Here is a 13,472-nt window from a genome sequence, read left to right as displayed (position 1 = left end):
GCCTGAAACGACGAGTAGAGAATAGACATGAAAAAAGTAACGAAAACCCTTATCTCTGGTTTGATATTTGCCGCTTTAACCAGCAGCGCATACGCAGACAACAACATCAAGATTGAGAACATGCACACCCGCTCTGGTGATTTTGCTTTTGAAACCAGCGTGCTCAACGGCATTCCAACAGAGGAAAGCTCAAAAAAACTGTTTAATCTGATGGATTTTCAGCGCGCGACACAAGCTTACATTTGGTCTATTCCGCTGACGTCTAACTACGCGTGGAAGGCAGCGTATGAAAAAATGGGCTCAGAAGATGGCCAAATTACTTATGTGGCATCTCACCAGTCTAAATTAGGCGGCTTAACTTACAACACCTCAACGCCTTACGCCATTACATGGTTTAACGTAGAGAAAGAGCCCGTAGTGGTTAACATCCCGACCGATGAACTGCGTGGCGCGGTGCATACCATGTGGCAGATTGGCATTGTACAAATGACCAAACCAGGCACATACGTGATAAAAGCTAAGGGCAGCGAAACACCAAAGAACCTACCAAAAGGTGCGGTGGTACTTGAATCGGATACTAACTATGTCTTCTTTGGTGTGCGCTTAATGGCGAAAACCGAGAAACAACGCATGACGGACTTGGAGTCGATGTCAATCACGCATCTGGATGGCAAACCCCTTAGCGATCGAGGTGTTAACTTCCCGAAAAAAGGTCTCGATGCGAAACACCCACGTGGTATGGAGTTTTGGCAAGTGCTCAACGAAGCCATTCAAACAGAACCTGTTGCAGAGCGCGATCGCATGATGCATGACATGTTGCGCCCATTGGGTATTGAGAAGGGTAAACCGTTCGAACCAAATGCTGAGCAAGTGAAGATCATGAAAGAAGCGGTAGTGCTTGGTGAGGCCATGACTAAGAATATCGACTTCAACAAAACGGGTCGTTTACATCAATCAGAATATGGGCCTGAAGGGAACCGTTGGGAGGTTGCAACAGCATCAACACCAAACCAAGATCGCGCTTATGGCATGGATCTCGATGGTCGTGCGGCATGGTTTTATGAAGCGGTGACGAACGACATTGCGATGCATGGTTTTGAAAATGGTGGCTGGGGTCAGATATACCTTGATAACTACCGTGATGGCGAAGGTTATGGCCTAAACGGCAGCAATCACTACACGCTGACTTTAGATGGCGATGTGAACTACGCCGATTTGTTCTGGACCATTACGGTGTACAACGTGGAAAACCGCGCTATCATCGATAACGACATTCAACGTGCCGATGTGGGCTCAAACATTCCGGGAACAGTGAAAGACGCAGACGGTAACTACACGTTCCACTTTTCACCAACCAAGCCAGAAGGTGTGAATGAAGCAAACTGGGTACAAACTCGACCAGATGAAAACTGGTTTGTGTACTTCCGTGCTTACTCACCAAGCAAGGCGTTTGTTGAGCAGAAGCCAGAAACGATTCTGCCAAACTTTAAACACGTGAAGTAACCCCAAAAGCCACCGTGATAAAACTGTCGTGGTGGCTTTTTAAAGACTCGTTGCGTTTGATGTTGCTCCGCTAATTTTGAATTAGTAATCAAACGATAAACTAAAATCCCAGTAGTTTCGGTTTGAATCATTGAGGTCAAATCGATGAGATAAATACGGTTTTACTCCCCAAAGATTCAACGTAAAGCCGAGATTAATATAGCTGTCGGCATCGGTTGTATTTCTGCTGGTGCAAATCGGTCTGGAGCATGGCAATTCATCAAGATTGAGCTGCGCTTTTCCGTAAAGATTACTGTCGTGTCCGTACGAGGCAGACAGCTCTAATACATCATTCACAGGGTAAAGCACACCAACTAACTTGTTCAGATTGAACGATTCATCACGAATATCCCAACCTTCTCCCTCAAATCGGCTATCGATGTATTGAACATCGAAATTGGTGAACACTATCGCGTCACCTAATTGCGCGGCTGAAAACAACCCTGTGGTATAAACGCCCGTTTTATCTGTGTTTCCACCAACAGAAGCGCTTACTTCATTGTAAATTTGGTCGAAGAGTAGAAAAGAATATCCAAGCCCAATGTCACCAAATTTGTCGCTGTCTACCGAGCCAAATAGGCGCCACTTATCGTTCAAGTTATAAGAACCATTTAGGGTGAAAACATAGTCGTTCGAATAGTCGCCAAGAAAATCACTCTTACTGACTGAAACATCGAACGTTTCGACAAGCAAGGTTCCCCAATCTTGCTGGGACTCTTCCGGTGATTCTAATTTTTGGAGTTTAGTATGGACATGCTCAGGTTCGGTACTTGCGTTGGTTTGAAATGGCAGAAGTAGCAAAGAAACGATAAAGGTTGTAATCGGAAATCTCACGAGCGGCTCTCTTTAATGGGCTTCCATGCTGTGAATGCGGGACAGAATTAAGATAAAAAAGCCCCCAAGGGAAGGGGGCTTGAATTACCGACTGACGTTATTTTCTAGTATTTACAAATTGACGGATTTTCTTGCGTTGCTCCGCAGACAAAGCATTAAAGCGATCTTTAACGTTTTGAATATCGAAGTCTGAAGCGTTTACCTTCTCTGTGATTTGGTAAGCATCAAACTCATTGTTTCCAGTTGGCTTGAACACAGGTTTACCATTTTCAAGTGGAATACGAACCTCTTCACCAGTGTTGTGTTTAATAACAAGGTCAAAACCGGAGTCAGTATTGTTTGGTTCAATAGTGCCTGTTGCTACCCAGTTATCGTTGCCTTTTTCAGTGATGATCAGCGTTTGGTCGTGCCAAGCGTAGTCGTATTCCATGTTCGGGTTACCAACTTCACTCTCGATTGGGTTAGATGGTGTGCTCGGTTTGATAACAGGTTTGCCGTTCTCTAGCGGGATACGAACCACTTCGCCCGTGCTGTGTTTGATTACTAATTCAAAGCCAGCGGTTGTTTCTTCGATTGTTCCTGTCGCTACCCAAACATCGGTGCCTTTCTCAGTGATGACAAGAGTTTGGTCATTCCACGCGTAGTTGTATTCCATGTTCGGGTTACCAACTTCGCCTTCAATCGGGTTAGATGGTGTGCCCGGTTTGATTACTGGTTTGCCATTCTCTAGCGGGATACGAACCACTTCGCCAGTGCTGTGCTTGATAACAAGCTCGACGCCAGTATTCGTCTTCTCAAGCGTACCTGTTGCTACCCAAACATCAGTGCCTTTTTCAGTGATGATCAGCGTTTGGTCGTGCCAAGCGTAGTTGTATTCCATGTTCGGGTTACCAACTTCGCCTTCGATTGGGTTAGATGGCGTGCCCGGTTTGATTACAGGCTTGCCGTTCTCTAGCGGGATGCGAACCACTTCACCTGTGCTGTGCTTGATAACAAGCTCAACGCCAGTATTCGTCTTCTCAAGCGTGCCTGTTGCAACCCAAACGTTGGTGCCTTTCTCTGTGATGACAAGAGTTTGGTCATGCCATGCGTAGTCGTATTCCATGTTCGGATTACCAACTTCGCCTTCAATCGGGTTTGATGGCGTGCCCGGTTTGATCACTGGTTTGCCGTTCTCTAGTGGGATGCGAACCACTTCACCTGTGCTGTGCTTGATAACCAGTTCTACTCCAGAGTTGGTCTTCTCAAGCGTACCTGTCGCTACCCAAACATCAGTGCCTTTCTCTGTGATGATTAGCGTTTGGTCATTCCATGCGTAGTCGTATTCCATATTTGGATTACCAACTTCCCCTTCGATTGGGTTAGATGGCGTGCCCGGCTTGATTACAGGTTTGCCGTTCTCTAGCGGGATGCGAACCACTTCGCCTGTGCTGTGCTTGATAACAAGCTCAACACCAGTATTCGTCTTCTCAAGCGTACCTGTTGCTACCCAAACGTCGGTGCCTTTCTCAGTAATGACAAGAGTTTGGTCATGCCATGCGTAGTCGTATTCCATATTCGGATTACCAACTTCCCCTTCAATCGGGTTTGATGGTGTGCCCGGTTTGATCACTGGTTTGCCGTTCTCTAGTGGGATGCGAACCACTTCACCTGTGCTGTGCTTGATAACCAGTTCTACTCCAGAGTTGGTCTTCTCAAGCGTACCTGTCGCTACCCAAACATCAGTGCCTTTCTCAGTGATAACGAGAGTTTGGTCGTGCCATGCGTAGTTGTATTCCATGTTCGGGTTAGCAACTTCGCCTTCGATTGGGTTAGATGGTGTGCCTGGTTTGATAACAGGTTTGCCGTTCTCTAGCGGGATACGAACCACTTCGCCTGTGCTGTGCTTGATAACCAGTTCTACACCAGAGTTGGTTTTCTCTATCGTACCTGTCGCTACCCAAACATCAGTGCCTTTTTCAGTGATGATGAGTGTTTGGTCGTGCCATGAGTAGTTGTATTCCATATTCGGGGTACCAACTTCGCCTTCAATTGGGTTTGATGGTGTACCCGGTTTGATCACTGGTTTGCCGTTCTCTAGCGGGATACGAACCACTTCGCCCGTGCTGTGCTTGATAACCAGCTCAACACCAGTATTCGTCTTCTCAAGCGTGCCTGTCGCTACCCAAACATCAGTGCCTTTCTCAGTGATGATCAGCGTTTGGTCATTCCATGCGTAATCGTATTCCATATTCGGATTCCCAATCTCGGTCTCGATTGGGTTATTTGGCGTCACTGAGATTGGCTTCATCGGTGAAGCAGGATCGGAACTTGAACCACCCGTGCTGATACTACCTACCGCACCAACAAGAAGGCCGCCAGCAATCGCGCCTGCGCTGTCCCAACTGCTTTCATCGGTAGCGTCTTCCGTTGCAAACTCACTCAATTCCATTTGTTGATTACGTGCATTCAAGCTAGCGACATACATCGCCTGTGATGCGGAAAGTTGTTGATCAATTAAGATTGAGGTTTGACGATTAGCTTCACGAGTGTCGACTTGCACAGCGTAAGCATTAACAGAAAGAGAACTAAAAACGATGGTAGCTAGAAGTGATTTTCTCATTGGTGATTTCTCATAATCGCTTGGAAGAAAGGCAGAGCGATGCATGCCCGACCGATGAGAAAATCTTACTTTTAATACATCTGGACGAATATTGAGCAGAAGGAAAATGGGTATTAACTAAGAGTTAATAGGATTGTGTGCCTGAGGTAATTGATTCAATAAGTTAGAAATAATTGCCATTAGCCATTGCTGAACAGGGTCGAATCGATCCTTGTTGGGGTAATAGACATGAATCCGCTTCAGTAGTTTGTCCAATTGATCTTTTTTGATATCCAAAGCGGTGAGGTTGGGATAACGCTCAATGTGGAAAAAGGCGGTATAGGGAAATAGCAGGTCTGTCTCTGCCAATATTTCCAAAATAGGGGAGGGTAATTCGGAGCGAAACGCAATCTTTGGCGGAACATCGGGATAGTATTCTCGAAGCACTTTAATCGCGTACGGCTCATCTATGTTCCAATCCGTGACGAGCAAAAGCGCCAAAGGGTAAGAAATGGTGTCGGCCAACGAAATGGTTTTTGATGCCAGAGGATGGTCTTTGCGAACGTAAATGCCAAACAAGTCTTGCCCCACCACTTCGCTAAGAATGTCTTTGCGTGAGAAAGGTAACTCGTAGTTAATGCCGACTTTACAGGTTCCATTGGCAAGATCATCGAGTGAGTTATTGTTCCAGCAAGGCAAGTGAAGTTCCACGTTGGGCGCTTGTCGGCTAATTTCACTAAATAGATCTTTGCCTAGAGCTTGCAATAATATCGGGGAAATCGCGACGGTGATTTTACCTTCAAGCTCAGCAGGATCGAATTGATTGAGGGAGTTCAGCTTTTTCGAGAGCTTATCGAACGTTGGCTCAATGACACCGTAAAGTTCAGTAGCAAAGTGAGTCGGTGATAGCCCCGTTGGCACTTTGACAAACAGCGGATCATCGAAATGGTTTCTCAACTTAGTTAAGGATTTACTGAGTGCGGGCGCGGTGACGAACAATCGATTGGACGCTTTTTGAAGATTTTGCTCCTGATAGATGACCAAAAAAGTTCTCAGAAGATTTAAGTCTAAGTTGGAGTATAAATCTTTCAATATTCACGCCCTTTTGTCGTTGATGTCGCTTACTTCAATATCCTTAATTTAGTACTGAGAGTCAAAGCTGCAACAAAAGGTTGGACCTTTGACTCGCGAGTTGATGGCTAGAATCGATTGGCTGAACACATCAATTAGATTTCGTAATCAAACACGATGATGTCTTCAAGCAGTGGTCTAAATACCTCTTTCAATGCATCGTGCTCTGGGTGAGGTAGGTAGTTCTGACGACCTGCTTCATCGGCAAACGTCATTATCACGGCGTGTGTGTAGTCTTTATTCTTTCCTTCTGGGCTGTTGTTTAAGCCCCACTCAACGTCGGTTACGCCTTCCACTTTCGTTGGCATGGCTTCGAATAGCTCTCGCAGTTGTTGGATTTTGTCGCTGGTGGCAGATGTTTTAAATTTGATGAGTAGAATGTGTCTGATCATGGTTTTGTGCTGTTGTTATATTTTGTTGTGTTTGAAGAACAACACTATAACGGGCATCCACTCTAAAGTTAGCTTTTGGCTTCACAAAATAGGGAAACAAACACGCGAGCACTTTGGCTCGCGTTTTAGTTGGTCTAGCTAGGTCGTTAGATGGGAACCGTTAACCCTCGATGCGTTTCACCAAGTAGAAATGCTTTTTACCGCGTTGAAGCAACCAGTACTGATCGAACAACGGGAAGTTCAAACTTGGGTTTTCTGCGTCAACTTTCTCGCCGTTCACACTGATGGCGTTGTTGCCAATCAGTTCACGAGCAATACGCTTTGAGTTGGCTAAGCCTGATTCAACCAGAAGCTCGACCAAGTCTTGCGCAGCACTTTGCATGCTCGGTAAGCCATCGAGCTCCAACTGTTTTAGCTCGCTCAAACTTAGCTGCTGCACATTGCCACTAAATAGCGCTTGAGTGATTCGCTCCGCACTTGCTAAGCCTTCTTCACCGTGGACAAAACGCGTCATTTGCTCTGCTAAGATACGCTGTGCTTGTGGTTTGCCTTTGCTCTCTTTGTCTTGTGCTTCAATCGCAGCAATCTCATCGCAACTCAAGAAGGTGTAGTAGCGCAGGAAGTGGTAAACATCGGCATCTTCCGCAGATAACCAGAATTGGTAGAAAGCGTAAGGTGAGGTCTTACTTGGATCTAACCACACAGCGCCGCCTTCGGTTTTACCAAATTTAGTGCCGTCAGATTTGGTGATCAAAGGTAGGGTTAGACCGAAGACCTGCTCACCATTTTGGCGGCGAGTAAGATCAATACCGCTAACAATGTTGCCCCATTGGTCATTACCACCGATTTGCAGGCGGCAGCCGTACTGACGGTTTAATTCTGCGAAGTCGTAAGATTGCAGCAGTGCGTAACTGAACTCGGTAAATGAGATGCCTTGGTCTGGACGTTGTAAGCGTTGCTTCACCGACTCTCGGCTGATCATGGTATTCACGGAGAAATGCTTACCTACGTCGCGGAAGAAGTCGATCACGTTAATCTGCTTCACCCAATCCGCATTGTTTACCATGATCATTGGCTTGCTGACTTGGTTATTCATCAACTGTTGAATTTGATTTGACAGATCTTGTACCCAACCCGTTACGGTCTCTTCTGAGTTTAAGCTTCGCTCTGTGGCTTTAAAGCTTGGGTCGCCGATCATACCCGTAGCTCCACCGATCAGGGCGATGGCTTGGTGTCCTGCATCTTGAAAGCGCTTGAGCATAATCAGTGGCACTAGGTGGCCAATGTGCAAGCTGCCTGCGGTTGGATCGAAACCGCAGTACAAGGTTTGTGGCTCAGATAGCAGTTGTTGAACTTGGTCTAAATCGCTCGCTTGGGCAATCAAACCGCGAGCTTGTAAATCTTCAATCAGTGTCATCGTCTTATCTTTATCTGGTTTGGTTGTATTCAGATTAAAAGGCGATACGGAATCGAGATATATCCCTAAAGGGACAGTTTGTTATCTTGATTGAGTGATCAGGTGGTTGAGAAACAACTGAAAGAACTCGCTTAAAGACGCCACATTCAGTTGTGCGTAGATGCGTTTACGGTGATTCTTAACTGTGCCCTCTGCGACATCGAGCTGCGTTGCAATCTCTTTGCTGTCATAGCCTTGCGCGATCAGTGCCGCGATTTCTTGTTCTCGTTTAGTAAGGACGGTTTGACCAAAAGATACCAGTGCAGATTCAATCGCGGCACGCATTTGTCCTGAATAAACGTTAGGGCTGAATACTGGTTCGGCGAGTGTAAACTCGGTTTGTTTCCAGTGCTGTTGGCACAAAGACTGAATAATCGCGAAGTAAGATTTGAGCTTGGTGACTTGAGCCTTGGTGAAGCGCTTATCGTCCTGCATAAAACCGAAGTAGAGCATCACCCAACGTGTCGGCTCGATTTCGATCAGCATACTGAGTTCATCCTTCCAGCCCGTTTGATGGTAAAACTGCTCACAGTAGGCTTGGTAATCGAGATCGTTACGTGCGACGTCTTTGCTTACGACATCTTTGAGCGTAAAGATGCCTTGCTCTTTGTTAGCGTTAAGCTTCTGGTAAAACGGGTCGTTTTGAAAAGAGGTAGTGAGATAACGCTGGAACAAAAGCTCGCGCTCATTCTCAATCGAATCATACAGATAGATAGGGTGTTTGCCTTCGCGGTAACCGAGGATCACCGCGCAATCAAAACTCAATAACGAAGCTACAACGCGCATCAGTTTGGGCGTAAAGCTTGGTGAATTAAGGGCAGAAATTGTCTCTGCAAGTTGAGTGTTGAATGCGTCGTTAGGCATGGAGATTCGAGCGTGAGATAAAGGTTGAGATAAGCATAACGCAACAGACGGTTATCCCAAAGTGATCAAAAAGGGGAGCGTTGTGCCCCCCATCAATAAATCATTGTCACTAAGCGATTACTGCGAATCGGTCAGCTCTTTGTTGACCCAGTATTTCGAGCCAGAAACGTTCGCATCAACCAACAAGCCTGTGGTGTTTAGCTGATACACGGCCACGCCGCTGTTGAATTGCGCTGTCATTTCTTCGCCATCCTCACCAGCGACTAAAGAGGCTTCGCTCGATGCTTCCCAGCCTTCTTCTACAAAGGTGTTGAAGTCTTTTTCTTCCTCAAACAGCACGACTTGTTGGTAGAACTTACCACCAACACCAAGGGCAACACCCGCACCAAACATATTCATGTAAGTGCGCTTATCCGTCGATTTGTTGACTGCAACACCAGAGCCGGAGTTGGTATGGAACATCAGCGACAGTTTGCGTGAATCAAACACCGCATAACCGTAAGCTTTATCGTAAAGATCTTTTGCTTCTGGTTTCTCATTGAAGAGTTTTAGCAGGGTGCTATCCGCCATTAAATCAATTGCTTGGCGCGCTTCTTCTGGCGTATCACCTTCCATCAATTCATCGATTTTCTTATCGGCATCGTCGATCCACTTTTTACTGGTCTCAATGCTGGCATCGGTCCATTCACCCGCGGTGTTGATCGCATCTTCAGACCAGTTAGTGAAATCTTGCCAAGCTTGTTTAGAGAACGCCTTGGTGTCATCCCAAGTGTCTTTTGCGGTATCAGAGACGGCGTCACCAAGGTCTGAGAGACTGTTAGAAATGTCGTCCCAATCTGCGTAAGCCGGAGAGGCGAGTAGCGTTAAAGCGGTAACAAGTGCAAGTGACTTTTTCATAGGTCCATTCTTTTATGAAATCAGATTCTTTCATTCTAGGTGAAAAATCTCAGAGGGAAAATTAGCACGCCGTTTAGGTTGGGATTGTCGTCACGAACTCACAGAGCTTTGACATGATAGACAAAGAAAAAGCCCTCAAACCGAGGCTTGAGGGCTTTGCACTGTGAGTTGGGAAGGAGCGTATTACTTGCTCACTTTACCTAGCTTCAACCAAGTATCGATAACCGTGTCTGGGTTCAATGAGACAGAGCTGATGCCTTGTTCCATCAACCATTCCGCTAGGTCGTCGTGGTCTGATGGGCCTTGGCCACAGATACCGACGTATTTGCCTGCTTTGGTTGCCGCATCGATGGCCATTTGCAGCATGGCTTTCACTGCCGGGTTACGCTCATCGAATAGGTGAGCAACGTCGCCAGAGTCACGGTCAAGACCAAGCGTAAGCTGCGTCATGTCGTTTGAACCGATAGAGAAACCATCGAAGTACTTTAAGAACTCTTCAGCAAGTACAGCGTTTGACGGTAGCTCACACATCATTATGACTTTCAAACCTTGGTCGCCGCGGCGTAGGTCGAACTTAGCTAGTAGGTCGATAACCGATGCCGCTTCGCTTGGTGTACGTACGAATGGGATCATGATTTCAACGTTCTTCAGCCCCATCTCGTTACGAACGCGTTTGATTGCTTGAGTTTCTAGCTCGAAACAGTCTTCAAACACTGGAGAAATGTAGCGAGACGCACCACGGAAACCCAGCATAGGGTTCTCTTCATGTGGTTCGTAACCTTTACCGCCGACCAAGTTGCTGTACTCGTTCGATTTGAAATCAGACATACGAACGATCACGCGTTTTGGCCAGAATGCAGACGCGATAGTCGCAATGCCTTCGGTTAGCTTGCTAACGTAGAAATCGATTGGGTCTTTGTAGCCACGAATACGCTCAGTGATTTCAGCTTTTAGCTCATCGCTTTGCGCATCGAAGTTCAGCAACGCTTTCGGGTGAATACCAATCATCTTGTTGATGATGAATTCAAGACGCGCAAGACCCACACCTTCATTTGGAATTTGAGCGAAGTCGAATGCACGGTCTGGGTTACCCACGTTCATCATCACTTTGGTTGGAAGCAGCGGAAGCTCATCGACTGCAGAGCGCTTGATTTCAAAATCCAGCTCGCCTTGGTAAACGTAACCCGTTTCACCTTCTGCACAAGACACAGTCACTGTCTCGCCGTCGGTTAGCTTGCTGGTAGCATCACCACAACCAACGATTGCAGGAATACCAAGCTCACGTGCGATGATCGCTGCGTGACAAGTACGGCCGCCACGGTTAGTGACAATCGCAGATGCCTTCTTCATCACTGGTTCCCAATCTGGGTCAGTCATGTCTGTCACCAGCACATCACCATCTTGCACCAATGACATTTGGTCTAGAGAGTCGACTAAGCGCACTGGGCCTTTACCGATACGTTGACCAATTGCACGGCCTTCAACCAACACATCAGCTTTGTTGCTTAGCTCGTAACGCTCAATCACGTTTTGCTCGCTTTGAGAACATACGGTCTCTGGGCGTGCCTGTACGATGTAAAGTTTGCCGTCGATGCCATCTTTTGCCCACTCAATATCCATAGGGCGTTTGTAGTGCTTCTCGATGATCATCGCTTGTTTTGCTAGCTCTTTGATCTCTTCATCATTCAAAGAGAAGGCGTTGCGCTCTTCTACTGAAGTATCGATGATCTCAACTTGCTTACCGATCTCTTGACGGTCTGAGTAGATCATTTTGATCTGCTTAGAGCCAAAGGTCTTCTTAACGATAGGGTGTTGACCCGCTTCTAGCATTGGCTTGTGAACGTAGAATTCATCAGGGTTAACCGCACCCTGAACCACCATTTCACCCAAGCCCCAAGAAGAGGTGATGAATACGACTTGGTCGAAGCCAGATTCCGTATCTAGGGTGAACATAACGCCAGAAGAGGCTTTGTCCGAGCGCACCATGCGTTGAATACCTGCCGATAGCGAAATGCCACGGTGGTTAAAGCCTTGGTGTACACGGTATGAAATTGCACGGTCATTGAACAAAGAAGCGTAAACGTGCTTGGTCGCTTCTAATACTGCATCAATGCCTTTTACGTTTAGGAACGTCTCTTGCTGACCTGCAAATGACGCATCCGGTAGATCCTCTGCAGTTGCAGAAGAGCGAACGGCAACAGAAATCTCAGGATGATTGTCTGTCAGTTCTTTGTAGTTATCACGGATGTCTTGTTCAAGATCCGCAGGGAACGGGGCTTCTAATACCCATTGACGAATGGTGGCACCTGTCTTACGCAGGGCTTCTACATCCTCAACGTCCAGTTCATCAAGTAGTTGGTGAATACGCTCATCCAAACCTTCGTGGTCAAGGAATTGGTTAAACGCATACGAGGTTGTCGCAAAACCGTTTGGTACTGATACACCAACATTGGCTAGGTTAGAAACCATTTCGCCAAGTGAAGCATTTTTACCGCCGACTTTGTCGACATCATCCATGGATAGTCCATTGAACCAGAGGGTGTTCTTTTGCATGTCTTTCTCCAGAAACATTGCAGCTTTGTAGGGATTTATACCAACCTCGAACAGCGGTTGAGCATCCTTGCAGGTCAATGTCATTGAAGACGCAGTATCGAGCTGACAAGCAGCCATTGTAGGTAAGGGGCGTTAACTACAACTTCCCAACTGGGGCTTAAACGAATTTTCCGACGCAAACATAGTTCAACACTTTTCGTGGTTGATATGAAAGGCAAACGATTACGTCTTGGCTTAAAAAAACTCCGAAGAATTTTCAAAGCTGTGGGGCACGCAATTGCAAGCCGAACTCATTTATTAATATTATGTAAACCATCCTACTCAAATGAATTTTAAAAATTAAACTAAAATGCAAATAAATAGCCAAAGTCGTGATGTATTCTATGTTTCTGACGGAACGGCCATAACATGTGAGACGTTAGGGCATGTTGTTCTGGGTCAGTTTTCCTTCATTCCTAATGAAAAAACCTTTCCTTTTGTCGAAAGTGAAGACAAAGTCGCCGATGTCATCAAAGAAATCGAGATTTCCTACCAGCGTGATGGGATTAAGCCTTTGGTTTTCTTCTCGATTGTTGTGCCAGAAATTCGTGAAATGCTGCTAAAAGCGCCAGCTCATAGCTATGACGTACTAGAAAGCATTGTGCAGAAGGTGCAAGACGACATTCAGATGGAGCCACAACCGAAGATGCAGCGCTCACGCAGCGTAAGCAAAGATTCGGATACCTATTTCGACCGTATTGCAGCGATTGAATACACGCTTGCTCATGATGACGGCATCACTCTTAAAGGCTTGGATGAGGCCGACATTATCCTTCTTGGTGTTTCTCGTAGTGGCAAAACCCCAACCAGCCTATATATGGCGATGCAGTTTGGTTTGCGTGTAGTGAACTACCCGTTTATTGCTGAAGACGTCAAGATGATGCGTTTATTGCCGGAGTTTGAAATCCATCGCCATAAGCTGTTTGGTTTAACCATCAACCCAGAACGGTTGAATGAAATCCGCGAGAACCGCTTGTCAGGCAGCGAATACGCCAGCACTGAGCAATGTAAGTTGGAGCTTGATACGGTAGAAGCACTGTTTAGAAGAGAAGCCATTCCTTACATCAACACTTCGTCTCTTTCGGTGGAAGAAATTACTACGCGCATTCTTGAAAGAGCAGGGATGAAGCGTCGCTTGTTTGGCTAAGTTGCCCTTGTTTGCCTAAGTTACCAACGATAAATT

At 46.3% G+C, this 13,472-nt stretch carries 10 protein-coding genes; 2 read left to right on the top strand and 8 right to left on the bottom strand.

All coding sequences use genetic code 11. The features are described from left to right. Positions 1 to 27 precede the first annotated feature (27 nt). On the top strand, positions 28 to 1,503 hold the full coding sequence (locus A9237_RS24050) for a DUF1214 domain-containing protein (protein WP_078609902.1): 1,476 nt from the start codon (positions 28 to 30) through the stop codon (positions 1,501 to 1,503). Between the two features lie 81 nt (positions 1,504 to 1,584). On the opposite strand, the gene A9237_RS24045 is transcribed toward A9237_RS24050, so the two are convergent. The 8 genes from A9237_RS24045 to ppsA form a co-directional block, all read right to left on the bottom strand. After that, positions 1,585 to 2,376: a hypothetical protein gene (locus A9237_RS24045; protein ID WP_078609901.1), complete on the bottom strand. Its 792-nt coding sequence runs from the start codon at positions 2,374 to 2,376 to the stop codon at positions 1,585 to 1,587. A 97-nt stretch (positions 2,377 to 2,473) separates the two neighbouring features. Further along, positions 2,474 to 4,978: a hypothetical protein gene (locus A9237_RS24040; RefSeq protein ID WP_078609900.1), complete on the bottom strand. Its 2,505-nt coding sequence runs from the start codon at positions 4,976 to 4,978 to the stop codon at positions 2,474 to 2,476. A 117-nt stretch (positions 4,979 to 5,095) separates the two neighbouring features. Then, complete coding sequence (locus A9237_RS24035) at positions 5,096 to 6,049, bottom strand: LysR family transcriptional regulator (protein ID WP_078609899.1); 954 nt, start codon at positions 6,047 to 6,049, stop codon at positions 5,096 to 5,098. Between the two features lie 134 nt (positions 6,050 to 6,183). Next, positions 6,184 to 6,480 carry a Dabb family protein gene (locus A9237_RS24030; protein WP_078609898.1) on the bottom strand — a complete coding sequence of 99 codons (297 nt, stop codon included), beginning with the start codon at positions 6,478 to 6,480 and terminating at the stop codon, positions 6,184 to 6,186. A 160-nt stretch (positions 6,481 to 6,640) separates the two neighbouring features. Beyond that, positions 6,641 to 7,897 carry a tyrosine--tRNA ligase gene (gene tyrS / locus A9237_RS24025; RefSeq protein ID WP_078609897.1) on the bottom strand — a complete coding sequence of 419 codons (1,257 nt, stop codon included), beginning with the start codon at positions 7,895 to 7,897 and terminating at the stop codon, positions 6,641 to 6,643. Between the two features lie 81 nt (positions 7,898 to 7,978). Further along, positions 7,979 to 8,800 (bottom strand): LuxR family transcriptional regulator, encoded by an 822-nt coding sequence (locus A9237_RS24020; RefSeq protein ID WP_078609896.1) that lies wholly within the window; start codon positions 8,798 to 8,800, stop codon positions 7,979 to 7,981. A gap of 117 nt (positions 8,801 to 8,917) precedes the next feature. Then, a complete protein-coding gene (locus A9237_RS24015; RefSeq protein WP_009706323.1) occupies positions 8,918 to 9,697 on the bottom strand; it encodes a lipid-binding SYLF domain-containing protein in 780 nt (259 codons plus the stop codon). A 183-nt stretch (positions 9,698 to 9,880) separates the two neighbouring features. Beyond that, positions 9,881 to 12,250, bottom strand: a complete 2,370-nt coding sequence (gene ppsA / locus A9237_RS24010) for a phosphoenolpyruvate synthase (protein ID WP_027726571.1) — start codon at positions 12,248 to 12,250, stop codon at positions 9,881 to 9,883. A gap of 349 nt (positions 12,251 to 12,599) precedes the next feature. On the opposite strand from ppsA, the gene ppsR reads away from it, so the two are divergent. Next, on the top strand, positions 12,600 to 13,436 hold the full coding sequence (ppsR, locus tag A9237_RS24005) for a posphoenolpyruvate synthetase regulatory kinase/phosphorylase PpsR (protein WP_005439262.1): 837 nt from the start codon (positions 12,600 to 12,602) through the stop codon (positions 13,434 to 13,436). The last annotated feature ends 36 nt before the right edge of the window (positions 13,437 to 13,472 follow it).

The organism is Vibrio owensii (genome assembly GCF_002021755.1).
GTDB classification, from domain to species: Bacteria; Pseudomonadota; Gammaproteobacteria; order Enterobacterales; family Vibrionaceae; genus Vibrio; species Vibrio owensii.
Note: the sequence above shows the minus strand (reverse complement) of the source record. Positions and strands in the feature narration are given on the sequence as shown.

What these genes read in the sequence shown, in the direction of transcription:
- A9237_RS24050 (WP_078609902.1), top strand. Translation starts at nt 28, where the DNA reads ATGAAAAAAGTAACGAAAACCCTTATCTCTGGTTTGATATTTGCCGCT.
- A9237_RS24040 (WP_078609900.1), bottom strand. Translation starts at nt 4,978, where the DNA reads ATGAGAAAATCACTTCTAGCTACCATCGTTTTTAGTTCTCTTTCTGTT.
- A9237_RS24030 (WP_078609898.1), bottom strand. Translation starts at nt 6,480, where the DNA reads ATGATCAGACACATTCTACTCATCAAATTTAAAACATCTGCCACCAGC.
- tyrS (WP_078609897.1), bottom strand. Translation starts at nt 7,897, where the DNA reads ATGACACTGATTGAAGATTTACAAGCTCGCGGTTTGATTGCCCAAGCG.
- A9237_RS24020 (WP_078609896.1), bottom strand. Translation starts at nt 8,800, where the DNA reads ATGCCTAACGACGCATTCAACACTCAACTTGCAGAGACAATTTCTGCC.
- A9237_RS24015 (WP_009706323.1), bottom strand. Translation starts at nt 9,697, where the DNA reads ATGAAAAAGTCACTTGCACTTGTTACCGCTTTAACGCTACTCGCCTCT.
- ppsA (WP_027726571.1), bottom strand. Translation starts at nt 12,250, where the DNA reads ATGCAAAAGAACACCCTCTGGTTCAATGGACTATCCATGGATGATGTC.
- ppsR (WP_005439262.1), top strand. Translation starts at nt 12,600, where the DNA reads ATGCAAATAAATAGCCAAAGTCGTGATGTATTCTATGTTTCTGACGGA.